Annotated in this window: 20 protein-coding genes, 1 tRNA gene and 1 pseudogene; 13 read left to right on the top strand and 9 right to left on the bottom strand. The window is 71.9% G+C overall.

The features are described from left to right. A pseudogene (locus tag AB0K51_RS15535) lies at positions 1 to 933 on the bottom strand (hypothetical protein); the annotation flags it as partial. A gap of 374 nt (positions 934 to 1,307) precedes the next feature. Between AB0K51_RS15535 and AB0K51_RS15530 the strand changes: the two are divergent. The 11 genes from AB0K51_RS15530 to AB0K51_RS15480 all read left to right on the top strand — a co-directional run bounded on the left by AB0K51_RS15530 (position 1,308) and on the right by AB0K51_RS15480 (position 11,584). Continuing rightward, complete coding sequence (locus AB0K51_RS15530) at positions 1,308 to 2,288, top strand: hypothetical protein (protein WP_363454649.1); 981 nt, start codon at positions 1,308 to 1,310, stop codon at positions 2,286 to 2,288. Between the two features lie 70 nt (positions 2,289 to 2,358). Beyond that, complete coding sequence (locus tag AB0K51_RS15525; RefSeq protein ID WP_363454647.1) at positions 2,359 to 3,852, top strand: amino acid permease; 1,494 nt, start codon at positions 2,359 to 2,361, stop codon at positions 3,850 to 3,852. Between the two features lie 83 nt (positions 3,853 to 3,935). Continuing rightward, positions 3,936 to 5,264, top strand: coding sequence for a glutamine synthetase family protein (locus tag AB0K51_RS15520; protein ID WP_363454645.1), 1,329 nt, complete (start codon positions 3,936 to 3,938; stop codon positions 5,262 to 5,264). Positions 5,265 to 5,350: 86 nt separating this feature from the next. Continuing rightward, positions 5,351 to 6,913 (top strand): Mur ligase domain-containing protein, encoded by a 1,563-nt coding sequence (locus AB0K51_RS15515; protein ID WP_363454643.1) that lies wholly within the window; start codon positions 5,351 to 5,353, stop codon positions 6,911 to 6,913. Between the two features lie 29 nt (positions 6,914 to 6,942). Further along, positions 6,943 to 7,455, top strand: coding sequence for a hypothetical protein (locus tag AB0K51_RS15510; protein WP_363454641.1), 513 nt, complete (start codon positions 6,943 to 6,945; stop codon positions 7,453 to 7,455). A 38-nt stretch (positions 7,456 to 7,493) separates the two neighbouring features. Beyond that, positions 7,494 to 7,691 (top strand): hypothetical protein, encoded by a 198-nt coding sequence (locus tag AB0K51_RS15505; RefSeq protein WP_363454639.1) that lies wholly within the window; start codon positions 7,494 to 7,496, stop codon positions 7,689 to 7,691. A 630-nt stretch (positions 7,692 to 8,321) separates the two neighbouring features. Next, positions 8,322 to 8,807 carry an NUDIX domain-containing protein gene (locus tag AB0K51_RS15500; protein WP_363454637.1) on the top strand — a complete coding sequence of 162 codons (486 nt, stop codon included), beginning with the start codon at positions 8,322 to 8,324 and terminating at the stop codon, positions 8,805 to 8,807. After that, on the top strand, positions 8,804 to 9,691 hold the full coding sequence (locus AB0K51_RS15495) for an aminoglycoside phosphotransferase family protein (protein WP_363454635.1): 888 nt from the start codon (positions 8,804 to 8,806) through the stop codon (positions 9,689 to 9,691). The genes AB0K51_RS15500 and AB0K51_RS15495 overlap by 4 nt, the downstream gene beginning before the upstream one ends. Before the next feature lie 32 nt (positions 9,692 to 9,723). Continuing rightward, positions 9,724 to 10,209 (top strand): NUDIX domain-containing protein, encoded by a 486-nt coding sequence (locus AB0K51_RS15490; RefSeq protein WP_363454633.1) that lies wholly within the window; start codon positions 9,724 to 9,726, stop codon positions 10,207 to 10,209. Between the two features lies 1 nt (position 10,210). Then, positions 10,211 to 10,468 carry a hypothetical protein gene (locus AB0K51_RS15485; protein ID WP_363454631.1) on the top strand — a complete coding sequence of 86 codons (258 nt, stop codon included), beginning with the start codon at positions 10,211 to 10,213 and terminating at the stop codon, positions 10,466 to 10,468. A gap of 225 nt (positions 10,469 to 10,693) precedes the next feature. Continuing rightward, positions 10,694 to 11,584 carry an aminoglycoside phosphotransferase family protein gene (locus AB0K51_RS15480; protein ID WP_363454629.1) on the top strand — a complete coding sequence of 297 codons (891 nt, stop codon included), beginning with the start codon at positions 10,694 to 10,696 and terminating at the stop codon, positions 11,582 to 11,584. A 107-nt stretch (positions 11,585 to 11,691) separates the two neighbouring features. Here AB0K51_RS15480 and AB0K51_RS15475 read toward each other — a convergent pair whose 3' ends face one another. After that, the gene (locus AB0K51_RS15475; protein WP_363454627.1) at positions 11,692 to 12,138 is read right to left on the bottom strand and encodes a helix-turn-helix domain-containing protein; all 447 of its coding nucleotides are present in this window, start codon (positions 12,136 to 12,138) and stop codon (positions 11,692 to 11,694) included. 93 nt (positions 12,139 to 12,231) lie between these two features. On the opposite strand from AB0K51_RS15475, the gene AB0K51_RS15470 reads away from it, so the two are divergent. Both AB0K51_RS15470 and AB0K51_RS15465 read left to right on the top strand, forming a co-directional pair. Then, positions 12,232 to 12,873, top strand: a complete 642-nt coding sequence (locus AB0K51_RS15470) for a helix-turn-helix transcriptional regulator (protein ID WP_363454625.1) — start codon at positions 12,232 to 12,234, stop codon at positions 12,871 to 12,873. A gap of 110 nt (positions 12,874 to 12,983) precedes the next feature. Further along, on the top strand, positions 12,984 to 14,393 hold the full coding sequence (locus AB0K51_RS15465; protein WP_363454623.1) for a tyrosine-type recombinase/integrase: 1,410 nt from the start codon (positions 12,984 to 12,986) through the stop codon (positions 14,391 to 14,393). Positions 14,394 to 14,679: 286 nt separating this feature from the next. Here AB0K51_RS15465 and AB0K51_RS15460 read toward each other — a convergent pair. The 7 genes from AB0K51_RS15460 to topA all read right to left on the bottom strand — a co-directional run bounded on the left by AB0K51_RS15460 (position 14,680) and on the right by topA (position 26,289). Continuing rightward, positions 14,680 to 14,753: transfer RNA gene (locus AB0K51_RS15460), tRNA-Thr, on the bottom strand. Between the two features lie 123 nt (positions 14,754 to 14,876). Further along, on the bottom strand, positions 14,877 to 15,530 hold the full coding sequence (leuE, locus tag AB0K51_RS15455) for a leucine efflux protein LeuE (RefSeq protein WP_363454621.1): 654 nt from the start codon (positions 15,528 to 15,530) through the stop codon (positions 14,877 to 14,879). A gap of 141 nt (positions 15,531 to 15,671) precedes the next feature. Next, a complete protein-coding gene (locus tag AB0K51_RS15450) occupies positions 15,672 to 17,261 on the bottom strand; it encodes an alpha/beta hydrolase (protein WP_363454619.1) in 1,590 nt (529 codons plus the stop codon). Between the two features lie 179 nt (positions 17,262 to 17,440). After that, a complete protein-coding gene (locus AB0K51_RS15445) occupies positions 17,441 to 18,571 on the bottom strand; it encodes a hypothetical protein (RefSeq protein ID WP_363454617.1) in 1,131 nt (376 codons plus the stop codon). Positions 18,572 to 18,777: 206 nt separating this feature from the next. Continuing rightward, positions 18,778 to 19,992 carry a DNA polymerase III subunit delta' gene (locus tag AB0K51_RS15440; RefSeq protein ID WP_363454615.1) on the bottom strand — a complete coding sequence of 405 codons (1,215 nt, stop codon included), beginning with the start codon at positions 19,990 to 19,992 and terminating at the stop codon, positions 18,778 to 18,780. A gap of 129 nt (positions 19,993 to 20,121) precedes the next feature. Continuing rightward, positions 20,122 to 23,361: a dTMP kinase gene (gene tmk, locus AB0K51_RS15435; protein ID WP_363454613.1), complete on the bottom strand. Its 3,240-nt coding sequence runs from the start codon at positions 23,359 to 23,361 to the stop codon at positions 20,122 to 20,124. 78 nt (positions 23,362 to 23,439) lie between these two features. Continuing rightward, entirely contained in the window at positions 23,440 to 26,289 is a 2,850-nt protein-coding gene (gene topA, locus AB0K51_RS15430) for a type I DNA topoisomerase (RefSeq protein WP_363454611.1), read from the bottom strand. Positions 26,290 to 26,395 lie beyond the last annotated feature (106 nt).

Below are 26,395 nucleotides of genomic sequence, written 5' to 3'. Positions count from 1 at the left end.
GGGGCGGGGAGTCGGGGCGAGACTGACAGCTACCAAACGCAACACCACCCGATGCTCGACGCGGGCGCGGGGGGGCGGGGGGGGGGCGCCCCCCCCCCCCCCCCCCCCCGCGGCCGTCGCCCGCTGCCGGTCGCCGAGATGTCCGTAAGCCCTGGCCTCGATGGCAGCGATGCGCGTTCGGCCGGTCGCCCCGACGCCGGAGAAGGACTGGGCTTGGCGGATGAAGCGGATCGCCTCGCTGGGGCGGCCCTCCCAGTAGGAGAGCATGCCGAGCGTGCCGGCCGCGAACGCGGCCAGGGGGTTGAAGCGGGTGGCCTCGGCGTACAGACCGGCGGAGCGGGCCAGCCGTGTGGCCTCGCCCAGTGAGCCGAGATCGAAGGCCGTCATGGCGAGTAGCGCTGTGGTCTGGCCGATCGCGATCAGCAGGTGCTGACGCTGCTCGGGAATGTGCGTCCGGTCCAGCAACCCCTCCGCATCCGTCCGGAGCTTCCGGGCCTCACGGAGCACGTCGAACGGCGCCCGATCGTTGTAGGTGCGGGCGAGTCGGCGGACTTCGTCCTGGACCTGCTCTATGGACAGGTCTGAGAGGAAGGCTGATGCGACTGAAGCGGCGTGGTCGGATGCTTCACGTGCAGTCATCGCGAGTTCTCTTTCAAGGTCTTGCCGGGATAGTGCGGTCGGGTCTCCCTCACGGGGTGGCGCCAGGAGTTCGGCGATCGGCCTGTTGTCGAACATGTGCCGAATCACCTGCACGAACACACCCGTCGGACGACTGACCGTTCCAGCGACCCAGCGCCTGAACGTCGCCTCCGACATGTCCAGGTTTCGAAACCTCGTGTCCTTGAGGCTGCGAGCCAGCTCGTTGCCGGCACTGCGGAACTCCCTGAGAAAGTCCAGGAACTCCCATCCCTGCCTCTCGATCAGGGCACCCAACAGCGTCCTACTCGCCATGCCGCAGCCTCCGCCCCCGTGATCTCAACCTGGCCCAGCCACCGCCTACGCGGGAAGCGCCTGGCTCAAGCAATACCCGACAAAGGCAAGCCCTACCGCGGCATCTGACGAGATGACACCTCGATGATCCGTTGCTGACTTCGCGAGCCCGCAGATGACGCCCCTCTGTCGTAGCGATGTTTCGGCCATGACGAGACAGTGAGTTACCGATCACCGAAGCGCACCACCTGAAGTGATCCTGACATTTCCCAGCTGCCCAACCGAAGGCTTGCCTGGTCGCACTCACCAGCGATTCGACGCCCACGGCCACCTGGCGGTCACGGAAGCACACCGACAGCTCGCGAAGGGGGATCGTCATGCCATCAGCACCGACAGCTGGGGCCGATCAGCTCGTGCAGCACCCGGCTGGCCATGACAGCGCCTTGCGGGCGGCAGTGGAGGAACTGCGGCAGGGACAGGTGTGGTCGACCCGCGTGTTGCTCGCCCGTTCCTGGGGCGACGCTGGCCTGTGGGCGGCACGTACACAGGTTCTCGGGACGGTCGCAGGGCAGACCAACGTCCTCCAGCGCTGGGGTGATGAGGAACCCGATGCCTTTGGCTTGAACACGCTGCACGCCCGGGTCGCCGTCGACCGTGCTCTGCTGGCCAGCCAGCGGCAACCTGACTCGCAGGACGCCGCGGCCTTCGAGAACACCGCACGGCAATGGTGCTGGCAGGCGGCTTCGGTCCTGGCCGGCGACCCCGTGCCGTGGCTCGGACTCCTCACCCTGGCACAGCTGGACCCAAGGCAGGCGCGACCGGAACACCGTGTTCCAGCCCCCGACCAGATGCTCCCGCCCGGCCCTTGGGCCTTGTTCGAGCAGGCCCGACGGACGGACTTGTGGGGTCGGGAGGCGTTCCACCGAATGCTCCGCTTCTGGCTATCCCGTGGCGAGAACGGCCCGGCCACCGAGTTCGTGGCCGCCTACCTGCCAAGCGCCCCTGGCGGTTCCGCCCTCCACGCGCTGCCGCTGTACCTGTACGTCGATCGCTACCGCCGAGCCGAGCGCAAGGACGCGGTCGAACTGCAGTGGACGAACGAGGAGACGGTCCGCGCCACCGTGATGCGCGCCTTCACGCACTGGCAGACGGCGCGAAGCCAGGGCGGCCACTGGCCAGTCCTCGACGAGAGCCACCTCGCCCACGCGCTCTGGGCCACCCGGCACCGCCAGGAGGCGGCCGAGGTGTTCGCCGCAATGCGTCCGTTCATCTCGGCTTCGCCCTGGCAGAGCCTGTCGCACCAGCCGGGCGACCTGCTGCGGACGGCGATGTCGCAGTCCTATGCCGCCGCTGGCTAACCGCCGCCACTCGTCCTGTCGCCCGGCACGGTGTCGGGCTCCATCGCTACTCTCCTACGGAGGTTTTGCCATGTCCTGGCCCGAGAACACCGTACCCGCGCCCGAGGACGACCATCTTCGCTCACTCGGTTACGAGCCCGAACTGGTGCGGCGGATGGGTGGTTTCGGCAACTTCGCCGTGTCGTTCTCCGTCATCTCGGTGCTCAGCGGCTGCATGACGCTGTTCGGGTTCGGGCTGGTGACAGGCGGGCCGGCCGTGATGATGTGGGGCTGGGTCGCCGTCGGCCTGGCCGTGCTGCTCGTGGGCATGTCACTGGCGGAGGTCACCAGCGCCTACCCGACCTCGGGTGGCCTCTACTACATGGCCCAGCGGCTCGGCGGCCCGCGGTGGGGCTGGGTGACCGGCTGGCTGAACCTCCTCGGTCTGCTGGGCGGGATCGCCGGGATCGACTACGGCGCCGCGTCGTTCATCGTCGCGTTCGCCGGGCTCCAGTGGGGCGTCGCCCCGACGGCGGGACTGATCTTGGCGATATTCGCGGGAGTGCTGCTGCTGCACGCGCTGCTGAACGTCGTCGGAGTCCGGGTGGTCTCCCTGCTCAACTCCGTCTCGGTGTGGTGGCACCTGCTCGGCGTCGCCCTGATCGTCGGTCTGCTGACCGTCGTGCCCTCCCACCACCAGTCCGTGGGCTGGGTGTTCACACACTTCGAGAACGGCACCGGCTGGTCGAACCCGGTCTACGTCTCGGCGATCGGCCTGCTGCTGGGCGGCTACACCTTCTGCGGCTACGACGCCTCCGCGCACCTGTCGGAGGAGACGAAGGACGCCCGCCGAGCCGCGCCCCGGGGAATCGTCCGCTCGATCTGGGTCTCGCTGCTGGCCGGGTTCGTGCTGCTAGCCGGGCTTCTGTTCGCTGTGCAGGACTACACCGGGACGGCCGCTGCCGCGGTGCCGCCAGCGCAGATCTTCCTGGACGCGCTCGGCGCGACCGGCGCGAAGATCCTGCTGCTGGTCGTGATCGGCGCCCAGCTTTTCTGCGGCAGCGCGGAGACTACTGCCGCGAGCCGGATGATCTACGCCTTCTCCCGGGACGGAGCTCTGCCCGGGTCGGCGACCTGGCGCCGGGTCGCGGCCAACGGCGTCCCGGTGCCGGCGGTGTGGCTGGCGGTCGTGGCGGCGTTCGTGCTGGCCGTGCCTTCGCTGTGGAGCCCGGTTGCGTACGGCGCGGTGACCGCGGTGAACGTGATCGGTATGACACCGAGCTACATCATCCCGGTCTACCTTCGGTTGCGGCAGGGCGACCGGTTCGTCCCCGGGCCGTGGAATCTGGGCCGGTGGAGCAAGCCGATCGGGGTCGCCGCAGTGCTGTGGGTGGTCGTGCTGACAGTCCTTGTGTGCCTGCCGCAACGCGCCCCGGTGACTGCTGAGACGTTCAACTACGCGCCCGTCACGTTGCTCGTGGTCCTCGCCCTGGCGTGGGTGTGGTGGCGGATGGCCGGCTCCAAGTTCCAGGTGCCGGTGGTGGCGGACCCGCACCTGGCCCGGGCGGAGGCGTTGATCGTATGAGGCCGACGGTGCGTGCCGCCCGCTCCCGCGTGGCCAGGCCCACGGCGATGGTCACCGGCTTGCCGACGGGTCGGCTAGACCAGTTGGTCGACGCCTTCGGCATCGACACCGTGCTGCTCGCGACCGTCGACACACAGGGGCGACTCAAGGGCAAGGAGTTCGACGCGGCCCAGCTGGTGAAGCGCCTGCGGTCGGGGGAGCTCTCCCCGGAGATGTGTGGCTACGTGCTCGGGACCGACCTGGGCATGGTCCCGGCGACGACCGGGCCGTTCTCCTGGCAGACCGGGTTCGGTGACGTCGCTCTCCTGCCCGACACCAGCAAGGCCCGGGTGCTGCCGTGGCTGCCGGACACCGCGCTGGTGTTCGTCGAGCCGATAAGCGGCGGGTGGCCCCACCCGCTCGCTCCGGGAACGGTGTTGGCCGAGCAGTTGCACCGGCTCGCCGAGGTTGGCGTCGTGCCCGCCGTGGGCATCGAGACCGAGTTCGTCCTCTACGAGGGAACCGCCCGCGACGCAGCGGCAGCCGGCTGGCGGGGACTTCGCCCCGCTGTCTGGGACGGTCGAGACTACGCCCTCGACCAGCCGCTTGCGGTGCGGGAGGTTGGCCGCAGGCTCCGCCAGGTTCTGGCTGGAGCCGGTCTGCCGGTCGAGGCGGTGAAGGGCGAAGGCGCGGCGGGGCAGGTCGAGGTGACCTTCCCGTACGGGGAGGCCGTGGCAGCGTGTGAGCAGCACGTGCTGTTCAAGCACGCCGCGAGAACGGTCGCGGAGGACGCCGGTCTGGCGGCCTCGTTCATGGCCGCACCCGCGACCGGTGTCGGTTCAGGAATGCACCTGCACGTGTCGCTGGCCGACTTCGACGACCGCCCGATGCTGGCCGCCGACCCGGGGGACGGAACGGAGCTGTCGGAACTGGGCGAGCAGGCGGTGGCCGGGCTGCTGACCGTGCTGCCCGAAGTGGCCCCGCTGTGGGCGCCCTATGTGAACAGCTACAGGCGTCTCGCCGACCACTCCTTCGCTCCGGCCCGGTCCACCTGGGGCCGGGACAACCGGTCCTGCGCGGTTCGGGTGGTCGGCCACGGCCGCAGCCTGCGGCTTGAGGTGCGCCTGCCGGGCGCGGATGCCAACCCGATGCTCGCCCTGGCAGCGGTCTGCGCCGGAATCCGGCACGGCATCGCGGCCGGTCTCAAGCCCCCGCCCGCCACCTGCGGCGACGCCTACCAGCAGCGTGATGCGCCGCTGGTGCCGCAGTCCCTGGAGGAGGCCGTGGGCGCGCTCGAAACCAGCTCGCTGGCTGGCGAACTGCTGGGCGAGCCCGTGGTCCGGCACCTGGCCCGCGTCGCCCGCATGGACTTGGAGCACCACGCCGCCTTGGTCACCGACGCCGAAGTGGCGCGCGGCTTCGCCCAGGCATGAGCCCCGGGCCGGCGTCGGGTCGAGTCCTCCTCCCCGGCACCGGCCCGGCCCACACCCCCACACCTGACGCCCAGCTGGAGAACACCATGGACCCCACCGCACATCCCATCAGCGATTCCGGCACGAGCGCGCGTCCGGCGCTGCCCGCCCTACTCACAGCGGTGCACCTCGTCGACATCGGCGCGCCCGGCATGGAGGGCCTGGCCCATTGGCTCGTAGAGGCCGGAGCCGACGTCACCGGCAGCGTTCTCTCGTCCGAATGGGACAGCCCAGTCGTGGCCTCCCTCGTCGAGGCCGGCGTCCGAGTACTCGTCGGATTCGACGCCGCGCACGTGCGCACCGACCGGACGGCGGTGGTGTGGTCGGGCGTCTTCACCGGGCCCCACCCCGAGCTCGACCACGCCCAGACGCTGCGGCTGCCGATCCTCGCGCGGACCGTCGCGCTCAAGGCCATCTCCCGCCAGGCCGGCAGTGGGGCCGTGGCCGTGGCGGGCAGCCACAGCACCACGACCGCGGCAGCCGCGCTCGCCCATCTCCTCGACGACGGGCACACCGGCTGGATTCTCAACGCCCCCTCCTGCGGGGGCACCTCCGGGCATGCCGCCGGGCACCGGGTCGTCACGGACTACTGCCCGGACAACACGACCCACGAGGCCGCCCCGCCCACCAGCTGGCAGCACCGGCCAAGCCCGCACTTCCTCCACAGCGAGCCGAAGTTCAGCGCCGCCCTGATCATGTGCACCAGCGCCAACGCCCCCCACTACGAGGACAACATCGCCGGTCTCAACGCCGCTGATCACCTCGCGCGCCTCTCCGACATCGTCGTCCTGCCGACCTGGGACAACAGCACTGTGATCTTGCGTGAGCGCCTCAGCGACCGTCCCACGAAGGGCCAGCGGGTGGTCACCGTCGGAACCGACCCCGCCTCGACCGTATGGATCATGGCTCCGCGCTGGACCGGCACGGACTTCCGCGTCGTCCTGCGCTACCAGGAGGCGGACCACCCCTTCGTCCTCCCGGTGGCCGGCCGCCACCATGTCCTCGCTCTGTGCGCAGCCATCGCCACCGCCCTGGTGCTCGGCGAGGACCCGCAGGCCGTCGCCGAGCGGGCCGCTTCCTTCCGAGGAGTGCAACGCTCCCTTGTCACCCTCGGCACCGAGCGCCAGGTGACGGTGGTCGACTCCAGGGCCCGGCACCCCCGCGAGATCGCCCAAGACGTCGAGGCCGCCCGGATGCTGACCGAAGGATCCCTGATCGTCGCCCTGGCGCCCGACGGCATCGCCCGCGCCAGCACGCACGCGACGGACATCGGCAGCGCACTCGGCGGCCCGGACGCAGCGGTACCCGGTGGCGTCCTCGGCGGCGCCGATCAGGTGCTGCTCCTCCCGGTGACCACGACGCTGTCCGGGCACACCGTGCCTGACCCGCTCGACGCCATTGAGGAGGCTGCCCGGAAGCGGCTCGGCGACGGTGCGGTCCACCGCGTCCTCTCTGGCCCGTCCGAGCCGGGCCCTGAACAGCTGATCGGTGACATGGTCTCCGAGGGCGACCTGGTCCTGGTCGTCGGCACCGGACAGGCCGAACGGCTCGGGCCGCGCCTGCTGCTCCGCCTGGCCGCGCCCGCCGCACCGATCCCGCACGACCTGTGAGCCCGAACCACTCCGCTGGAGACGACCACGTGCCCTCCGATCCGCTGCCTGCCCTCACCGCTTCGGAACGCCGGCTGATTGTGCTGGTCGCCGCCGGTGCCAGCAACCAGCAAATCGCCGCCGATCCGGAGACACGGCTTCGCATCGACGACGTCCGCAGCGCGATCGAGACGGTGCTCGTCACGACCGGCACCCGCACGACGCTGCAGCTCGCTGCCTGGGCGGTCGCCCACCGAATCGTCACCCAGCCTGTGCACCCCAGCGGCGCACTGAGCATCAAGCCCACCCTCTCCCCTAGGCGGCTGCAGATCCTTCGCGGCTGGTCGGGAGGCCGGAGCACACCTGAGCTGACCGCGGACTTCGGTATCTCCCTTCCCACAATGCGCGGTTACTGCAAGGAGCTGCTGTCCGAGCTGAACACCGACTCCCAGTCCCAGGCCGTCGTCGTCGGCGTCCTGGCTCAGCTGGTGCTGCTGAGCGACATCAAACCCACCTGGCCGGCCGAACCGCTCGCCTTGCCGCTAGGAGGTGCGGCCCGGTGAATCGTCAGTGCCGAGCCAGAGGCTTGGGGATCACGGGAGTGTGCTTCGTACTCGGCGTCTTCCTCGGCGGCTCCGCGATCTACGTGCTGGAGCACCTCACCGAGGTTGGCCGCCCCATCTACGTCGGTATCTTCGCCGCGGCTGCCCTGACCGCCCTCGGAGTCGTCGACCGCGTGGTCAGCCGCCGCCTACCCCCACGCGACTCGTACCGCACCGGCACGCGCCGGTCCCGCTGAGTCCCACCGCGTTTCACCCCATGGCGGCCGTTCGGGCCAGGGCCGCACCCTTTCGACCACAGAGAGCCGACGTCCTCAGCACCCACCCGTCGCCAGGGCACCTCCCCCGGCGGCTTCTTCGCAGCCGCTCTCAGCGCGCTCGGCCCTTCGGCCGCGGCCCCGCATCTGACTCCGGCGCGCGTCACTGCCATGCTTCGCGCCCCCGATACGCCCGCCGGGTGAACCTCCCCGCCCCGGGACCGCCGAACGGGTGAATCCGGCGACGACTACGCACTGCGTGACCTCCTCACCCACGAGGGCGTCCGCCGCCGTCTCGATCCGATCCAGGACGCGGCACTCGAACGGGCTCTCGCCGCCTGCGCACTGGGCTCCGCCGCCCTGCCGGAGGCCCTGCGGAGCCGGTTGGAGGAGGCGTTGGAGCACGCGCGTGGGGTGCTCGAAAAGTCCCCGTTCGACCCGGGCTCGCCCGGAGGGAATCCGCTTGAGTGCCGCGTTCGAACAGCACCATCATCAGTCACCTCAGCTCTCGCGAACCCGTCCAACTCCGTTTCATGAGTGCGCCCTTGGCGCCGCCTTCATCGACTGGAACGGCTCCGCATACTCGAACACCAGCTACGTCTGGAGCTCTTCGTGAACAACGACACCGGCCAGGCCGCCGGCATCACCACTAGGACGGATCCGCTGACCCTGGTCGTCGGCGTCCATCTCGTCCTGTTCGAAGGCGACACCGTGCTCCTCGGCCGTCGTCATAACACCGGCTACGCGAACGGCCTGTGGCACGTGCCCTCCGGCCACATGGAGCCCGGCGAACCGGTGACCCGCTCGATGACGCGCGAGGCCAAGGAGGAACTCGGGATCCTCATCGCCGAGGAGGACCTCGTGCTCGTCCACACACTGCACCACCTCGACGCCGACGACGGCCGCAGCCGCCTCCAACTGTTCTTCCGGGCCGCCCGCTACGACGGCCAGGTCCAGAACGTCGAGCCGCACAAGTGCAGCGCTCTGCGCTTCTGGCCGCTCGACCAACTCCCTGCCAACACCGTGCCCTACACCGCCCACGCACTCGGCCAGATCACCCGCGGCAGCGCCCTGTCCACCGTCGGCTGGCCGGCATGAGCGCCCCCACCGTCCCCCACGACGTGGACCGGCTGCTGCGCAAGACGGCAAGACGCTACGAGTTGCTGGGCGTGCCCTCCCACGACCGCGCCGGGCACCCGAGCGTCTGGGAGGTCATCGACGGCAGCGGGCGCCGCCTGTTCGCCAAACGCCACAAGAACGCGCTCATGCACGAGCGGGAAACTGCGGCCTACCGGCTGCTCACGCCGGTGCTCGGCGAAGGGCGAGCGCCTGCTCTGCTTGCCGAGGCCCCTCGGTCGCTGCTTATCGTCACCTCTGCGCTTCCTGGAACCCCGGTCATCAGCACCGCCCTCACCACCACCGAGGAGCAGGAGGTGTACCAGCAGGCCGGACGACTCCTGGCCGCGATTCACGCTCAGCCGACGACCGGAGCGCCCGTCGGCAAGTACCTACCCTGGGCCGACGAGCGCGCACGGGCGCTGGCCCGCGCTCGCGACGCCCGCCTGACCGACGAGGACATCGAGGTCCTGGCCGAGGCCACCCGCACCGAGCCGCCGGCCACCGTGCTCGCCTACTGCCACGGCGACTACGGCCCGCGGAACTGGCTCGTGCGCCGCGACGACGACCGGCTGACTCTCGGGCTGATCGACTTCGAACGCAGCCACGTCGAAGCCCCAGCCCGGCGCGACCTGATGCGCATCACCCTCCAGCTCACACCCCATCGAGCCGACCTGCGAACCGCGTTCACCGTCGGGTACGGGCGCGACCTCACATCGCAGGAGCAGGCCGCTTGCCGGGCGTGGGCCGCGATCGACTGCCCCGCCGCCCTGCGCTGGGCCCTGGACCACCACAGGGACGAGGAGGTCATCGGCTACGCCCGCACCGTCCTTGATCTGCTGCGCGACCCGAACCCCGTCGCGTGAACACCTGTTCTTCCTCTATCGGTTGGAGCGCCATGCAGTCCCTGCGTCAGGCCGTCTGCGTCATCGTCCACGACGAGAAGGCAGGCAAGGTCGCCTGCGTCCTCTACGCCAACGACTCCTGGTCCACGGTCCCCGCCTGGACCATCCCCGGCGGTAAGGCCGAGGAGGGCGAACGACTCGACGAAGCAGCCGCCCGCGAACTGCGTGAGGAGGCGGGACTGATCGTCACTGCCGATGAGCTGCGCCTGGTCCACACCATCCAGGTCAAGGCTGGGTGGGACGGCAAAGGCCCATTCCTGCTCTCGGTCTTCGCCGCGACCTCATGGCGGGGCGAGCTCACGAACGCCGAGCCGGACAAGCACCTCGCCGTCCTGTGGATGGACACCTCGGCGCTGCCCGCCCCCATGTTCCCCACTTCGCACGCCGCCCTCACCGCCTACCTAGCTGGCGACGGGCGGGGATTCTCCACCTACGGCTGGAATGCCTCGGAGGATCTGCGCGCCCTGGTCGGGGCCTGAGATGGCCAGCCGCCACCGCCGCCCGCCCACCGGCGAGCAAGCAGCCCTGCCCGCCGACGTCGACCTGCGGCTGCTCAGCATCATCCAAGGCCGCACCATGACCGACGAAGGCGTCGCCACACTGCCCGGTGGACGGCACCCCTACGCCTACCGCACGCACTACCGGCCCGACGGAAGCGTCGACCGGCTGCCGGAGCGCCTGGCCCCTGGCCCGCTGCCCCCGCCGGGCCCGGGGCCCGGCTTCCTTCCCGCAGGCTGACTCGCCCGCTAAGCGACCCCGACTGGGTGGCGCCGATATCCGCTGACTCGCATCGCCTCCACAGAGAGCAACCCGGCAGATCCCGGCGGTGCACCAGCATCAGCCGCCCGATCGTCCGCATCCCGCCCAGACGGCGGTATCGTCGGTGAACCGCCGCTACCCGCCGCGCAGCGACCCGCCCGCCGGGCCACCGCTGCACCCATGCGAATGGGAGAGCACCTCAACATGACCCAGAACACCCCCATCCCCTCCGACCTGCGGCGGTGGGTCAACGAGCACCTGGCAGGCGTGGACCTGGTCGCGGACGTGTCCTGGCCCAAGGCGAAGTCTCAGGTCTGGCGCGTCAGCGCCGGCGACCAGGCCGCGTACGTGAAGATCAGCCCGAGCGCCCTGGACTACCAGCGCGAGATCACCGGCTACCAGCACGCCGAACACGCCCTCGACCCCGACGGTGCGCCTCAGCTCCTGGCCGCCGACACCGGCCTGCAGGCCATCCTGAGCTCGCCGCAGCCCGGCCTCGTCGTGCGCGCCCTGCCCCTGGACCTCCAGGACGAGCAGCGGGTGTACGAGCTCGCCGGGCGCTCGCTGCGCCGCTGGCACGACGCCTCCGCCCCGGCCACAGACCGAGAGCGCGACGCGATCGGTGCGTCCATGACGCAGCAGGCCGACGAGGCCGCCGCGTGCCTGGACAGCGTCGGCGACCAGCTGGACGCCGCCCAGCGCGCACTGGTGCGATGCGTGGCCGACGAGCTGCCGCAGCTGGGCCGCCAAGTGCCTGTGGTCTACCGGCACGGCGACTTCGCCACCCGCAACTGGCTCTGGGACAGCCCCAGCGGCATCCTCGGGCTGATCGACTTCGAGATGGCCGCCCCCGGGCTCGCCGCCGAGGAGTACATGTGGCTGTACGCCGCGGTGTGGGTGGAGCGCCCCGACCTCAAGACAGCGTTCTTCGACGGGTACGGCCGCCCGCTGACCGCCGAGGAGGACCGGCTGCTGCACCTGCTAACCACCCGGCTCGGCATCTCGTACCTGAACAGCGGCCTCATCAAGAACGACTCCGTGCTCATCGACCGGGGTCGGCTCGTCCTGGCCCGCATGGCCGACCAGGACCAGTAGTCGTCCGAGGGGTCGGCCCAGGCGACGAGTTCGTACTACTGTCCGACCCGGGCCTGGCCGCGCATCGTCGCGATGGGCCCGCATTGCAGTCGCACTCGCAGGGCTCATCAGGCGGCGACCTCGGCAGGCAGGTCACGCACCTGCAGGAACCGTTGCAGCTCATGCTTGCGGACGCGGTACTCGGATCCCACCCGCAGCACGGCGCACGGGTACTGGCCTGTCCGGGCGAGCCTGTAGCCGGTGGTGCGGCTCAGGCTGAGCAGTTCGTTCGCGTCAGTCAGGCGGATGGCCGGCGGGAGGCTGGCCATCCGCCTGCGGAGCGACAGGTCGGGCAGCTCCAGCACCCGGAGAAGGTCGGCGGTGGCGACGCGGTGCTGGTCGCCGACCTTGAGGACGGCACAAGGGTAGGTGCCCTCCTGGATCATGCGGTACCCGGTGCTGCGGGTGAGGTCCAGCAGCCTGTTGGCGTCGGCCACGAGCAGCGCGGGGGGAAGCTGCGCCAGGGCCTCGCGGGAGAAGCGCTTGGCCCGCGCCTTCGCAATCATGTCGTTCAAAGCAGCGCTCCCCCGTGCGGGATGTTCTCTGTCGGAGAAACTTCTACCACACTTGCTCGCGGAGCAGTGCAAAGCCAAGTTATGCTGCTTCCCATGACGAACAAGCCGGTCCCCACTCCACTCACGCGCCGTGTGGGCGAAGCCGTCCGCGAGGCGCGCACCCGCCTGGGGCTCTCCGCGCCCGAGGTCGCCAGGCGCTGCGCCGACCTCGGCGTGCCGATCCCGCCCACCGCGATCAACAAGATCGAGACGGCCGGGCGCGGCAGCCTGAAGATCGAGGAGGTTCTCGCGCTCGCCGTAGCGCTGAACCTGCCTGTCGCTTCCCTCCTGGTGCCGCTCGGGACGGAGGCCGCCACCGACCTGCTGCCGAACCTGCACCTCTCCAGCTGGGAGGCCGTTCAGCTGATCACCGGCGAGGGCGGCGCGGGCAACGAGCCGGAGGGCAGCCCGCGCTTCACGCTCGCGATGTTCCGCGAGCACGAGGTCGACGTGCAGACGGCGACGATCTCCACTACAGCCGCCCGCGAGTGGCGGGAGCAGGCAGGCAGGTCCTCCGTCGGGTCGGACAGATACGACCAGCTGACCCGCCAGGCGGCCGAGATGGAGCGCATCGCCCGCGAGGACTGCCGCCGCCTACTGGATACCCGTCAACGAATGCGCGACCTCGGCCTGCACCCGGCACCGCTGCCGGAGCACCTTGCATTTGTCGCCCAGGAAGAGGAGGTGCCCAACTGAAGGGCTCCATAACCCGCACGTGCTACTGCCGGGACTCGAAGACCGGCGCTCTCTACACCGCGTCAAACCCCTGCCCCAAGCTCAGGGCTCCCACGCACGGCAAGTGGTCCGTGCGCCAGGAGGTCGCCCCGGACGCCGAGGGCAAGCGCCGACAGTTCCGCCGCACCGGCTTCGAGACGTCGAAGGAGGCGCAGAAGGAGCTGGACCGGGTCCGGGCGCTCCTCGCCCTGGCGGACGAGGACGATCCCGATGCGCTGACCCGCGTCAGCGACCTGATCATGCTGTGCCAGAAGGAGCGCTCGCCGCTCCCGACCCCGGAGAACACTGCCCGGCTGCTGCGGGCAAAGGTCAAGCTGACCAGCCGCATCACGGTCGGCGAGTGGCTGGATTTCTGGCTCAAGGGCAAGAAGAAGCTCCGGCCTACGGGATCGACGCGCTATGACGTTGATATCCGCTGCCACCTCAAGCCGCGCATCGGCGACAAGCGACTGGACCAGCTGACCATTGAGCACCTCGACGAGATGTTCGAGGGAATCGACGCGACCAACGCGGAGATCCTGGAGCAGAACGCTCAGCGGCGGCAGGCCCTCGCGGACCTCAAGCTGATCCAGGGCCGGGCGGCGCGCCGGACCGCCCGCGAGGCCATCGCCGCCATGCCGCCCTTCCGCCGGGTCACGGGGCTGTCCTCACAGCACCACATCAAGGCCACGCTGCGGGTTGCGCTGAACGCCGCGATCACCCGGCAGTTGATCACCTTCAATCCCGCGCAGCACGTCGAGCTGACGACCGCGCCGAAGCCCAAGGCCCTGGTCTGGACGGCGGCCCGCATCGCCGAGTGGGAGCGGACCGGGAAGAGGCCGTCCCCGGTTATGGTCTGGACTCCGGACCAGGCCGGCGTGTTCCTCGACCACGTCTCCGACCACCGGCTCTATGCGCTGTGGCACCTGTTCTGCTTCCGGGGCCCGCGCCGGGGCGAGGGCGTCGGCGCCCGCTGGGTCGACTTCGACGAGGACAACCGGTCCCTGTCGGTGGAGACCCAGCTCGTGCAGCTGGGCTGGAGCGTCTTGGAGGGCGAGCCGAAGACCGCCAGCGGTGTTCGCATCGTCGCCCTGGACCTGGACACCACCAGCGTCCTGGTACACCACCGGGCGCTGCAGAAGGCGGAGCGGCTCCGCTTCGGCCCCGGATGGGCCGACACGGGCCGCATGTTCGTGGAGGAGGACGGCACCTGGCTCCACCCGGGCAAGGTCAGCGACCTCTTCGGCCGCCTGGTGGAGGAGGCCGGCCTCCCGCCGGTCCGGCTGCACGACCTTCGGCACCTGGCCGCCACGCTCGCTCTGGTGGCGGGCATCGACCCCAAGGTCGTCTCGGAGATGCTCGGCCACAGCGACACGGCCATCACCCGCGACATCTACCAGACCGTCCTGGACGACATCGCGCGGGAGGCGGCCGAGGCCGTCGTGAAGCTCGTCCCCCGCCGCAAGGCGGTCTACCCTCGGCCCGGCATCGTCGTCGCCTGACCCTCCACCGACAGCGCCCGCCAGGAGATTCTTCCTGGCGGGCGCTGTCGTTCCAGGAGGCTGCATCGGTGCAAAATTTCACGCTCCGTCACCGAGCAGCGGGGGTGCGATGGATGCCGCGAGGCTCGGCGGCCGAGGCCCCGCCGAGTCCGCCTTGACGGCACTCTGGAGCTCCGGGCAATTTTCGGGCAATTTCCTGGCATGTACGCGCCATGGTCTAGACCACACAATTGATCATGTACACGAAAAAGCCCAGGTCAGAGAGTATCTGACCTGGGCCTCGATGAGCCGCCTATGGGATTCGAACCCATGACCTACGCATTACGAGTGCGTTGCTCTGGCCAACTGAGCTAAGGCGGCACCGCTGCCCGGACGTTTGCCCTGGCCTGGTGGGGTCAAGGGTCGCATCGGCAACGCGGGCCAGTCTACACAGTTTCGGGGGGTGATCCGTACCGGCGGGTCGGCGGGTGGATCACGGGTGGATCAGGCGGAGGAGACGGCGAGCTTGGCGGCGAAGCCGGCGAAGACGAGGGCGACGCTGCTGGTGAGGCCGGCGGAGAGGCGCTTGCGGCGGCGGAAGGCGTTGGCGAGGTTGGTGCCGGTGAAGATCACCAGGGAGAGGTAGAGGAAGGAGAAGGTCTGGAGGATGCCGCCGAGGAGGATGAAGGACAGGGCGGGGGCGCCGTAGCCGGTGTCGACGAACTGGGTGAAGAAGGAGAGCAGGAAGAGGATCGCCTTCGGGTTGAGCAGGCTGACCACCAGGGCCCGGCGGAACGGCCGCTCGGCGTCGGTGGCGGCGTCCTCCTCCGTCGCGGAGTCGGAGATCACGTGCCGCTCGCGCCACAACTGCCGGGCGGCCCGCAGCATGCCGAAGCCGATCCACAGCAGGTAGCCCGCACCGCCGAACTTCACGACGGCGAACACCGCCGGGTTGGCCCGCAGCAGGGAGGCCGCGCCGATCGAGGTGAGGCTGATCAGGGTGAGGTCGCCGAGGAAGACGCCGCACGCGGCGCGGTAGCCGGTGCGTATGCCCTTGCGGGCGGCGACGGACAGCACGTACAGCGAGTTGGGTCCGGGCAGCAGGACGATGACCAGCGCGCCGATGACGTACGTGGTCAGGTCGTGGACTCCGAGCACGGCGGGCTCCAGGGCTCAGAAACGGGGAGGGGCTGCGCCATGCTATCCGCCAGCCCCGTCACCCGTTAACACTCCTGACAGCCCGAGGAACAGCCACCGGCCGAGGCCTGCCAGGATGAACAGCCACCGGAGGAGGCCCGCTCAGGAGGAGCAGATCGTCCCGGTGGTCGGGGCCTCGCCGCCGAGCAGGTAGCGGTTGACCGCGGTGTCGATGCAGGTGTTGCGCCGGCCGTAGGCGGTGTGGCCGTCGCCGTCGTAGGTGAGCAGGCGCCCCGACTCGAGCTGCCCGGCCAGGGACTTGGCCCAGGCGTACGGGGTGGCGGGGTCGCGGGTGGTGCCGACCACGACGATCGGGGCGGCGCCCGCGGCGCGGATGGTGTGCGGGGCGCCGGTGGCCTTGACCGGCCAGTAGGCACAGCCGAGGGCCATCCAGGCCATGTCGCGGCCGAAGTGCCCGGACGCCTGCTGGAAGTCGGGCACGGCGGTCTGCACCGCGGTCGGGTCGGCGAACGGAGCGGGCAGGTCGAGGCAGTTCACGGCCATGTTGGCGAACATCAGGTTGGGGTAGCGGCCCTCCGCGCTGCGCTCGTAGTACTGGTCGGACAGGTCGAGCAGGGCCCCGCCGTCGCCGGCCTCGGCGGCGGTGAGCGCGTCGCGCAGGGTGGGCCAGAGCGCCTCGGTGTACATCGCCTGGATCACGCCGGTGGTGGCCAGCGCCTCGGTGAGCTTGCGGCCCGACTCGGCGGGCAGCGGCTGGGCGTCGATCTTCGTGAACAGGGCGTTGAGTCGGTCGCCGACCTCCTGTTCGCTGTGGCCGAGCGGGCAGTCCTCGCGCTTGGCGCAGTCCTTCGCGAACGCCGCCCAGGCCGTCTCGAAACCACCCGCCTGGGTACGGTTCCCGGCCCGGGAGTCGAGGGACGGGTCGACCGCTCCGTCGAGCACCATCTTGCCCACCCGGCTGGGGAACAGGCCCGCGTACGTGGAGCCGAGGAAGGTGCCGTACGACTTGCCGACGTAGCTGAGCTTCTGGTCGCCGACCAGCGCCCGCAGCACGTCCATGTCGCGGGCCGCCTCCACGGTGGAGACGTGGCCGAGCACGTCGCCGGACTTCTGCGCGCAGGCCGCCGCGAACTCCTTGTCGGCGGCGACCAGCGTGTCGATCTCCGACTGGTTGTCAGGAGTGATGTCGGTGGCGGTGTACGCGTCCATCCGGTCGCCGCTCAAACAGGTCACCGGCGCGGACTGGCCAGCCCCGCGCGGATCGAAGCCCACCAGGTCGTAGGTGGAGCGCACCCCGGCGTCGTAGCCCGGCGCGACCGCGCGCACGTAGTCGACCGCCGAACCGCCCGGCCCGCCCGGGTTGAGCAGCAGCGACCCCAGGCGATGCGCCGGGTCGGTGGCGGGCCGGCGGATCGCGGCCAGCGTCAGGTCGTGGCCGTCACCGGGGTGCGCGTAGTCCAGCGGCACCTTGAAGGTGGTGCACTCGAAGTCGCCGTTGCACGACTGCCAGCTCAACTGCTGCGCGTAGTAAGGGGCGAGGCCGGCCGGGATCTCCGCGGGCAGCGGCTCCAGCGGCGTGGCCCCGGCCGCCGGCGCGACCGCCCCACCCGGCAGGCCGTCACTCGACACACCCGTCGGCGACACCGCGGAGCCCGAGGTGCAGCCGGACAGCAGCACGGCAGCGGACAACACGGCAGCCGACGCGACCCGACGGGACCGGGCAGCTCGCATGGATGGGTCCTCTCCCCTTGACTCCGACTCGACGCCGGAACCCCGAGCCTAGCGGCCCGCCCCGCCGCCACCCGGTACCCGACCCGGCCGCCCACCCCCGCCTGGCCGATCATCCGACCGGAATTGACCCGCCCGGCGCTACCCCCATCGCCCGGACCCCGACAACCCCCGCGGACCCGTCACTGCTTGGCCAGCCCCTCCGCCAGGTACTGCACCGCGACCCGGACCAGCCGCAGCCGCTCCCGGTCCGCCGTGTAGTCCTGCACGATGTCGGAGATCCTCACCTCGGCCTTCGCCGCCCGACCGGTGCCGCCGCGCAGAGCCGTCTGCAGCTTGTGCGCGGCGGCCAGCCCGTCGGCGTCGTTCTTCGCCGCGGCCAGCAGCAGCTTCGCGGTCGCCGACTCCGGGGCCTCGGCCGCGGCCGCGGTGAGCGCGGCGGCGTCGTACCGGCCGGAGACCGCGGCGGCGGCGCCGTACAGGTCGGGGCGGGCCAGCCCGGCGGCGGCCGCGCACGGGGCGCCTCCGTCCACGCCGAGCACGCTCCAGCCGCCCGGACCGGCCGGCAGGGTGCGGAACGCCGCGCCGACCGCCGTCCGCAGCGCCGCGTCATCGGCGACCGCCTGCGGCGCGGCGGCCACCAGGTCGCACGGGTGGCCGGTACCGCTTGGCGCCTCGGGGGCGACCACCACGAACGGCCGCGCCTTGCCGAGCTTCACCGCGGACGCCACCCCGTCGAAGACGTCCGGCAGATCGGCGTCGGCGGTCCGCCCGGCCGTACCGGAGTGCAGCACGATCACCGGGAACCGCGCCGCCGTGTCCTGCTGGTACTGGGCCGGCAGCCACACCCGCACCGTCCGCGGCCGCCCGTCCGGACCGGCCACCGTCCCCTGCCGAAGCTCCCCGCCGGCCACCTGCCCGACCACCCCGAACGCCGTCACCGAAACAGCCACGGACGGGGACGCGGACGCGGAAGGTGCCGAGGTCCCGGGCGACGGCCCGCCGGACACCTCCATGGCCCGGTCCACGCTGCCCGCCACCGGCTGTTCCTCCGCACCGACGGTGGCCGCCGCATCGCGCAGCGCCCCGCCCACGGACGGGCGGCCCAGCAGCACCGCCACCGCCAGCGCGCTCACGCCCATCAGGCACAGCGCCGCCGCGCCCGCCCGCACCAGCACCGGCCGGACCTCCGCCGCCAGCTCGTACCGCTGCGCGGCCCGCAGGTCCCGCCACCGCACCATCGCCGACCGGGCCAGCCACCCGCCCGTCACCGCGGCCACCAGCAACAACAGAACGAGGAGCGGACGGGGCATGGGCGCACCACCTCGGGAAAGGACCGGCTGCCGGACGCAACGGCGTGGTCAGTGCACAGGGTGCAAGACGTCACGCCCCGAGGCCCCCGGGCGGTACGGGCGACTCCCGACGTTCACTCGAACGAGCGACCTGACGCGGCATCAGCCGACGACCCGTCAGCGACCGGCCCAGCACGCCCCGCACACAGACCAAGCCCCCCGCACCGCTAGCCCGCGCGCAGCGCCACCGTCATCGCCTCCACCGCGAGCAGCGGGTCGACGTTGCGGTCCAGCGCCTCCCGGCAGGCCAGCACCGCCTCGATCCGGCGCAGCGTGTTCTCCGGGCGGCCGTCCTCGGCGACCCGTTGCAGCGCGGGGCGCTGGTCCTCGTTGGCCAGGGCGCCGCCCGCGCCGAACTGCAGGGCGAGCACGTCGCGGTAGAAGCCGAGCAGGTCGCCGAGGGCCACGTTCAGGGTCTCGCGGCGGGTCCGGGTGGCCCGGCTCTTCTGACGCTTCTCCAGCTCCTTCACCGCACCGGCCATCCCGCGCGGCGCCCGGCTGCCCTCGGCGGCGCCGTACGCGGCCCGCAGGTCGTCGGTCTCCTTGGCGTCCTGCGTCTCGGCGAGCGCCTCGGCGTCCGCCTTCGCGGTGTCCACCAGCCGCTGCGCGGCGGCCAGGCAGCCGCCCAGGTCGGCGACCTCCAGCGGGATCCGCAGCACCTCCGACCGCCGCGACCTGGCCTGCTCGTCCACCGCCAGGCGGCGCGAGCGGTCGATGTCGCCCTGCGCGGCCAGCGCGGCCAGCCGGGCCGTCCCGGGCTCCACGCCGTCCCGGCGGACCAGCATGTCCGCCACCGCCTCCGCCTCGGGCGTCCGCAGCACCAGCAGTCGGCAGCGTGACCGGATGGTCGGCAGGACGTCCTGCACGGACGGCGCGCACAGCAGCCACACCGTCCGCGGCGAGGGCTCCTCGACGCCCTTCAGCAGCGCGTTCGCCGCGGCTTCGGTCAGCCGGTGCGCGGCGTCGATCAGGATCACCGACCAACGACCGCCGGTCGGGTAGCTGGCGGCCCGTAGCACCAGGGCGCGCATGTCACCGACGCCGATCGACAGGCCGTCGGTCCGCACCTGCTTCACGTCGGCGTGGCTCCCGGACAGCACGGTGTGGCAGCCGTCGCAGAACCCGCAGCCCGGCGTGCCGCCCAGCTCCAGGTCCGGGCTGGTGCACTGCAGCGCCGCCGCGAACGCCCGCGCCGCCGTCACCTGCCCCGCCCCGGGCGGGCCGGTGAACAGCCAGGCGTGCGTCATCAGCGAGGCGTTCCCACCCGGGATCCCCGCCACCTGGCCGCGCCCGGCCGACACCGTCGCCCGTGCGGCCCGAGCAGCGGCCTCCAGCTGCTCGACCACCCGGTCCTGCCCGACCAGGTCGTCCCACACACTCACGCCGCGCTCCTACTCGCCGTCCACCGGCACCGAGCCTAACGCCGCCGACGGACACGGCCGCCCGGACAACGGGAACGGGGGCCCCGGAAGGCCCCCGTCGCCAAGCACTCCACCGCTGAGCCTCGGACGTCAGTCCTTGCGGCGGCGCCACCCACGGCGCGGCTGCTCGTCCTGCTCCGGCTCCGGCGCGTCGACCTCCCAGCGGGCCCACTCCTCGCGCGAGCCGAGCAGCGAGTCGGTCAGGCTCGGCAGGTCGTCCATCGGGGTCTCCTCCGCCCAGTCCGGACGCGGTCGCAGCTCCCGGGTACGGGTCGAGTCGTCCTCGTCGCGGAACAGCCCCGGCGGCACCCGGTCCGCCGCGCCGTCCTCGGGCTTCGGCGATGCCTTCGGCTCCGCCTTGGGCAGGACCGCAGTCTCGTCGGCGGCCGGCACCGCAGGCAGCACCGCGGTCTCCTCCGTCCCCGGCACCGCAGGAAGCACGGCCGTCTCGTCGGCCGCCGGCACCGCAGGCACCACGGGCAGCACCGCCGTCGACCCGCCCGACGCACCGTCAGCCGACGCACCGTCAGCCGGCGAGGCGTCAGCCCGCTTCGCCGCCTCGACCGCGGCCTTCCGCTCGGCCTCCGGAATCTCCCGGGTCACCTCGCCGTCGGCCTTGTCGCCCGCACCGCCGCCCGCCGCCACCTGCGGCAGCTCCGCCGTCACCGCGTCACCGGACTCGGCCGCAGCACCGGTTGCAGCACCCACCGCAGCAGCCTCCGCAGCCAGCCGCGCCGTCTCCGCGCGCTGCAGCGCCTCCTCGGCGCGGCGCCGCTGCTCCTCGCGCTGCAGCTCCCGCTGCCGCTGGAACTCGGCCCGTGCGGCCTCCTCCGCGGCGGCCAGCCGTGCGGCCTCAGCCTCGGCAGCCCGGCGCTTCTCGTCCGCGGCCCGGCGCTCGGCCTCCTCGGCAGCCTTCTTCGCGGCCTCCGCCTCCGCGGCGCGCCGGGCGTCGGCCTCGGCCCGCAGCCGCGCCTCCTCGGCGACCCGGGCGGCTTCCTCCGCGGCCAGCCGGTCCTTCTCGGCCTGCTCGCGCCGCAGGTCCTCCAGCAGGGCGACCCGCTTGCGCTCGGCCTCCTCGGCGGCCTTCTTCGCGGCCTCCGCCTCGGCGGCGCGGCGGGCGGCAGCCTCGCGGGCCACCCGCTCCTGCTCGGTCTTGGCGGCCTTCTCGTGGTCGGAGAGCGGCAGCTCGCGGTCGAGGCGGTGGCGGATCGAGGTGGTGACGGCGGCGGCGGCCTGCGAGCCGTCGACCACCAGGTACCGGGCGGGGTCGGCGGCGGCGAGCGCCAGGAAGCCGGACCGGACCCGCTGGTGGAACTCGGTGGGCTCGGACTCCAGCCGGTCCAGGGCCTCGGTGAAACGATCCCGCGCGGCGTCCGGGTCGACGTCCAGCACGACGGTCAGGTCCGGCACCAGCCCGCCGGTCGCCCAGCGGGAGATCCGCGCGACCTCGGTGGCGGCGAGGTCCCGGCCGGCGCCCTGGTAGGCGATCGAGGAGTCCATGTACCGGTCGGTGATGACCACGGCGCCGCGCTCCAGCGCGGGCCGGATCACGTTCTCGACGTGCTCGGCGCGGTCGGCGGCGTAGATCAGCGCCTCGGCACGGTGCGACAGGCCGGTGTTGCCGACGTCCAGCACCAGCGCGCGCAGCCGCTGCCCGATCGGGCTGCCGCCGGGCTCGCGGGTGAGCACCACCTCGTGGCCCTTGGCGCGGATCCACTCCGCGAGGGCCTGCGCCTGGGTGGACTTGCCGGCGCCGTCGCCGCCCTCCAGGGCGATGAAGTAGCCCTGGCCGGCCGCCCGGTGCGGCGCGATCTCGGCGTTGCCGCGGACCGCCTGGGCCAGCTCCCGGCCGAACGGGACCACGCCGCGCTGGTCGTCGGTCTTCAGCAGGACGACGGCGGCGAGCACCAGGGTGAGCAGTCCGGCGGTGGAGACGGCCAGCGCGGCCCCTCCGTGGATGAAGGTGAAGCTGCCGGTGCGCTCCTGGCCGAAGGCGACCTCGCCGTAGGCGGCGGCCAGCAGCGGCATGGCGACCAGCGAGGCGCCGACCACGGTGCGCAGCACCGCGTACAGGTGCTCGGTGACCTTGCCGAGGCGGATCTCCTCGATCTCCTGGGCGAGCAGGCCGCGGCCGGTGGCGATCACCACGCCGGCGGCGAGGCCGGCCAGCACGGTGAGCAGCAGCACCAGGACGAAGTCCAGCACCAGGCCGGCGAGGATCAGCGCCACGCCCTCGGTGACCAGGCCGAGCGCGAGCAGCCGGCGGCGGGACAGGCCCGGGAGGGTGGCCCGGCTGAGCCGGATGCCGAGCGCGGGCGAGCCGGCGGCGGCCAGTACCAGCAGGCCGTAGCCGATCGGCCCGGCGCGGTGCTCGACGGCGGTGAGCAGGCCGAGTGAGGCGACGCCGGCCATCGTGGCGTACGCGGCGGCGATCGAGAAGGTGAAGTACGGGGCGGAGCCGGTGCGGCCCTTCTTCAGGGACGGTCCGGGGGTCGCGTCGGTGGGCGCGCGCAGGCCCTGCAGCGGGGAGCGCGGCCGGGTGTCGGCCCCGGCGGGCAGCTCCTGGAGGTACAGCAGCGCGGCGTTGGTGACGAACAGTGCGGCCGCGCCGAGCGCGGCGCAGGTGACCTGGTGGTCGCGCAGCCAGTCCAGGCCGAGCGCGGCGAGCACGTTGCTGAGCAGGGTGAAGGCGACCAACCCGGTGGCGGCGAGCGGCAGCGCGGCCCAGCCGGTGCGGGCGTCGAGGGTGCGGACGGCGTCCAGCGAGGCGGCGGACGGCGGTCCGGGCTGCTCGGGGACGGCCAGCAGGGCGGGGACGGCGGCGGCCTTGCCGATGGTCCAGATCCGCTCGGCGGCACCGGCCAGGAACGCGGTGCCGAGCAGCACCCAGGTGGCGGAGCCCGGCGCCCAGATCGCCCACCAGGGGGCGAGGCCGATCAGCACGGCCCGGGCCAGGTCGGAGCCGAGCAGCGCCCAGCGCCGGTCGATCCGGCCGCCGACCAGTGCGTGCACCGGGCCGAGCAGCGCCGCGCCGATCAGGCCGGTGGCCAGCAGCCGGGCGGCGAAGAGCGCGGCGACGGCGAGCGCGAGGGCCCGGTAGCCGTGCCCGAACTGCTCGCCGAGCGCGGCGGCGACCACCACCAGCGGGACGAGCAGCAGTACGCCCAGCCGGTCCGCGGTCCCGCCGAGCAGCTGGGTGGTCCACAGCTTCCGGTAGGGCCGCAGCCTCAGCAGCGCACGGGCCCGCTCGCCGGGTGTCCCGGCGGGAGCGACCTCGGGGAGGCCGGGTGCGGCGGTGCGTGCGGTGGGGGGCAGCTCCTCGGACGTCATACGGTCAGCGTAGCGAGTGCCGGGCACGGAGATTAACGGGCCCGCCCGGATTCGAACAGGCCCGTTACGGAGTGTCCGTCAGCTCTCCTCGGAGCCCTTGGCGGCCGTGGTCTTCTTCGCGGCGGTGGTCTTCTTCGCCGCCGCGGTCTTCTTGGTGGCCGCCGTGGTCTTCTTGGCCGCGGTCTTCTTCGCCGCCGTCTTGGTCGCGGTGGTGGCCTTCTTGGCGGGGGCCTTCTTCGCCGGGGCCTTCTTGGCGGTCTTCTTCACCGGTCCGCGGGCCCGCTTCTCGGCGAGCAGCTCGAAGGCCCGCTCGGGGGTGATGGTCTCGACCTCGTCGTCCTTGCGGAGCGTCGCGTTGGTCTCCCCGTCGGTGACGTAGGGACCGAACCGGCCGTCCTTGACCACCACCGGCTTCTCGCTGACCGGGTCGTTGCCGAGTTCCTTGAGCGGCGCGGCGGCCGCGGCCCGCCCGCGCTGCTTGGGCTGGGCGTAGATCGCCAGCGCCTCCTCCAGCGTGATGCTGAGCAGCTGGTCCTCGCTGGTCAGCGAGCGGGAGTCGGTGCCGCGCTTGAGGTACGGGCCGTAGCGGCCGTTCTGCGCGGTGATCTCGTTGCCCTCGGCGTCGGCGCCGACCACCCGGGGCAGCGACAGCAGCCGCAGCGCGTCCTCGAGCGTGACGGAGTCCAGGTCCATGGTCTTGAACAGCGAGGCGGTGCGCGGCTTGACGGCGTTCTTGCCGGTCTTCGGGGTGCCCTCGGGCAGCACCTCGGTGACGTACGGGCCGTACCGGCCGTCCTTGGCGACCAGCGGGTTGCCGCTCACCGGGTCGGTGCCGAGGCTGCGCTCGCCGCTGGGCTTGGCCAGCAGTTCCTCGGCGAGGTCGACGGTGAGCTCGTCCGGCGGCAGCTCGTCGGGGATGTCGGCGCGCTGGCCGGGCTCGCCCTCGACCGTGGAGGGGCGCTCCACGTACGGGCCGTAGCGGCCGACCCGGAGCACCAGGCCCTCGCCGATCGGGAAGGAGCTGATCTCCCGGGCGTCGATCGCGCCGAGGTCGGTGACCAGCTCCTTCAGTCCGCCGAGGTGGTCGCCGTCGCCGTTGCCGGCCTCGGCGGCGGTACCGGCGCCGTCGCCCTCACCGAAGTAGAAGCGCTTCAGCCACGGCACGGACTCGGCCTGGCCGGCCGCGATCCGGTCGAGGTCGTCCTCCATCCGCGCCGTGAAGTCGTAGTCGACGAGCCGGCCGAAGTGCTTCTCCAGCAGGTTGACCACGGCGAAGGACAGGAAGGACGGCACCAGGGCGGTGCCCTTCTTGAAGACGTACTTCCGGTTGATGATCGTGTCGATGATCGAGGCGTAGGTGGACGGGCGGCCGATCTCCCGGTCCTCCAGCTCCTTGACCAGCGACGCCTCGGTGTAGCGGGCCGGCGGCTTGGTGGCGTGGCCCTCGGGGGTGATCCGCTCGGCCGCCAGCGGGTCGCCCTCGGTGACCTGGGGCAGCCGGCGCTCGCGGTCGTCCAGCTCGGCGTTGGGGTCGTCGGCGCCCTCCACGTAGGCCTTCAGGAAGCCGTGGAAGGTGATGATCTTGCCGGAGGCGGAGAACTCGGCGTCCCGGCCGTCCGCGGAGCGCCCGCCGACCTTGACGGTGACGGACTGACCGACCGCGTCCTTCATCTGCGAGGCGACGGTGCGCATCCAGATCAGCTCGTACAGCCGGAAGTCGTCGCCGGAGAGGCTGGTCTCGGCGGGCGTGCGGAACCGGTCGCCGGACGGGCGGATCGCCTCGTGCGCCTCCTGCGCGTTCTTCACCTTGGACGCGTAGGTGCGCGGCGCGTCCGGCAGGTAGTCGGCCCCGTACAGCTGGGTGACCTGGGCGCGGGCGGCGTTGATCGCGGTGTCCGACAGCGTGGTGGAGTCGGTACGCATGTAGGTGATGAAGCCGTTCTCGTACAGCTTCTGCGCCACCTGCATGGTCCGCTTGGCACCGAAGCCCAGCTTGCGGCTGGCCTCCTGCTGCAGCGTGGTGGTGCGGAACGGCGCGTACGGGGAGCGGCGGTACGGCTTGGACTCGACGCTGCGGACGCTGAACGCGGACTGCTCCAGCGCGGCGGCGAGCGTGCGGGCGGCCTGCTCGTCGAGCTGCAGGGTGTTCGCGGCGTTCTTGAGCTGCCCGTCGGAGCCGAAGTCGCGGCCGGTGGCGACGCGCTTGCCGTCGACGGTGATCAGGCGGGCGCCGAAGGTCTCCGGGCTCGCCGCGTCGGCGGCCGTGCGGCCGGTGCCGAAGGTGGCGACCAGGTCCCAGTACGAGGCGGAGGTGAAGGCCATCCGCTCGCGCTCGCGCTCGACCACCAGGCGGGTGGCCACCGACTGGACGCGGCCCGCCGAAAGCTTCGGCATGACCTTCTTCCACAGCACCGGGGAGACCTCGTAGCCGTAGAGGCGGTCCAGGATGCGGCGGGTCTCCTGCGCGTCGACCAGGCGCTGGTTGAGGTCGCGCGGGTTGCGCACGGCCTCCTGGATCGCGTCCTTGGTGATCTCGTGGAAGACCATCCGGTGCACCGGCACCTTGGGCTTCAGCACTTCCTGCAGGTGCCACGCGATGGCCTCGCCCTCGCGGTCCTCATCGGTGGCGAGGTAGAGCTCGTCGGACTCCTTGAGCAGCGACTTCAGCTTCGTGACCTGGGACTTCTTGTCCGGGTTGACCACGTAGATGGGAGCGAAGTCGTGGTCCACGTCGACTCCGAGGCGGCGCACCTCGCCGGTGTACTCGTCCGGGACCTCGGCGGCCGTGCCGGGCAGGTCGCGGATGTGACCGACGCTGGCCTCGACGATGTAGCCGGGCCCGAGGTAGCCCTTGATCGTCTTGGCCTTGGCCGGCGACTCGACGATGACGAGTCGCTTGCCGTGGGCGGTCTCGCTGCTCGGGGACACCTTCGCTCTTCTCTCCCGGTCGTTTACCTGAGCTCTGGCCGTTTACCTAAGCCCTTGGGCTGCCGCAGCGCGACGGCCCCACCAGCGGAGTGTGACCGTACCCTGG

Origin of the sequence: Kitasatospora sp. NPDC049285, from assembly GCF_040678815.1 — a bacterium.
Lineage (GTDB): Bacteria > Actinomycetota > Actinomycetes > Streptomycetales > Streptomycetaceae > Kitasatospora.
The sequence above is the reverse complement of the archived record's forward strand: the minus strand, read 5'-3'. Positions and strand labels throughout refer to the sequence as shown.

What these genes read in the sequence shown, in the direction of transcription:
- AB0K51_RS15530 (WP_363454649.1), top strand. Translation starts at nt 1,308, where the DNA reads ATGCCATCAGCACCGACAGCTGGGGCCGATCAGCTCGTGCAGCACCCG.
- AB0K51_RS15525 (WP_363454647.1), top strand. Translation starts at nt 2,359, where the DNA reads ATGTCCTGGCCCGAGAACACCGTACCCGCGCCCGAGGACGACCATCTT.
- AB0K51_RS15515 (WP_363454643.1), top strand. Translation starts at nt 5,351, where the DNA reads ATGGACCCCACCGCACATCCCATCAGCGATTCCGGCACGAGCGCGCGT.
- AB0K51_RS15495 (WP_363454635.1), top strand. Translation starts at nt 8,804, where the DNA reads ATGAGCGCCCCCACCGTCCCCCACGACGTGGACCGGCTGCTGCGCAAG.
- AB0K51_RS15490 (WP_363454633.1), top strand. Translation starts at nt 9,724, where the DNA reads ATGCAGTCCCTGCGTCAGGCCGTCTGCGTCATCGTCCACGACGAGAAG.
- AB0K51_RS15485 (WP_363454631.1), top strand. Translation starts at nt 10,211, where the DNA reads ATGGCCAGCCGCCACCGCCGCCCGCCCACCGGCGAGCAAGCAGCCCTG.
- AB0K51_RS15480 (WP_363454629.1), top strand. Translation starts at nt 10,694, where the DNA reads ATGACCCAGAACACCCCCATCCCCTCCGACCTGCGGCGGTGGGTCAAC.
- AB0K51_RS15470 (WP_363454625.1), top strand. Translation starts at nt 12,232, where the DNA reads ATGACGAACAAGCCGGTCCCCACTCCACTCACGCGCCGTGTGGGCGAA.
- AB0K51_RS15450 (WP_363454619.1), bottom strand. Translation starts at nt 17,261, where the DNA reads ATGCGAGCTGCCCGGTCCCGTCGGGTCGCGTCGGCTGCCGTGTTGTCC.
- AB0K51_RS15445 (WP_363454617.1), bottom strand. Translation starts at nt 18,571, where the DNA reads ATGCCCCGTCCGCTCCTCGTTCTGTTGTTGCTGGTGGCCGCGGTGACG.
- tmk (WP_363454613.1), bottom strand. Translation starts at nt 23,361, where the DNA reads ATGACGTCCGAGGAGCTGCCCCCCACCGCACGCACCGCCGCACCCGGC.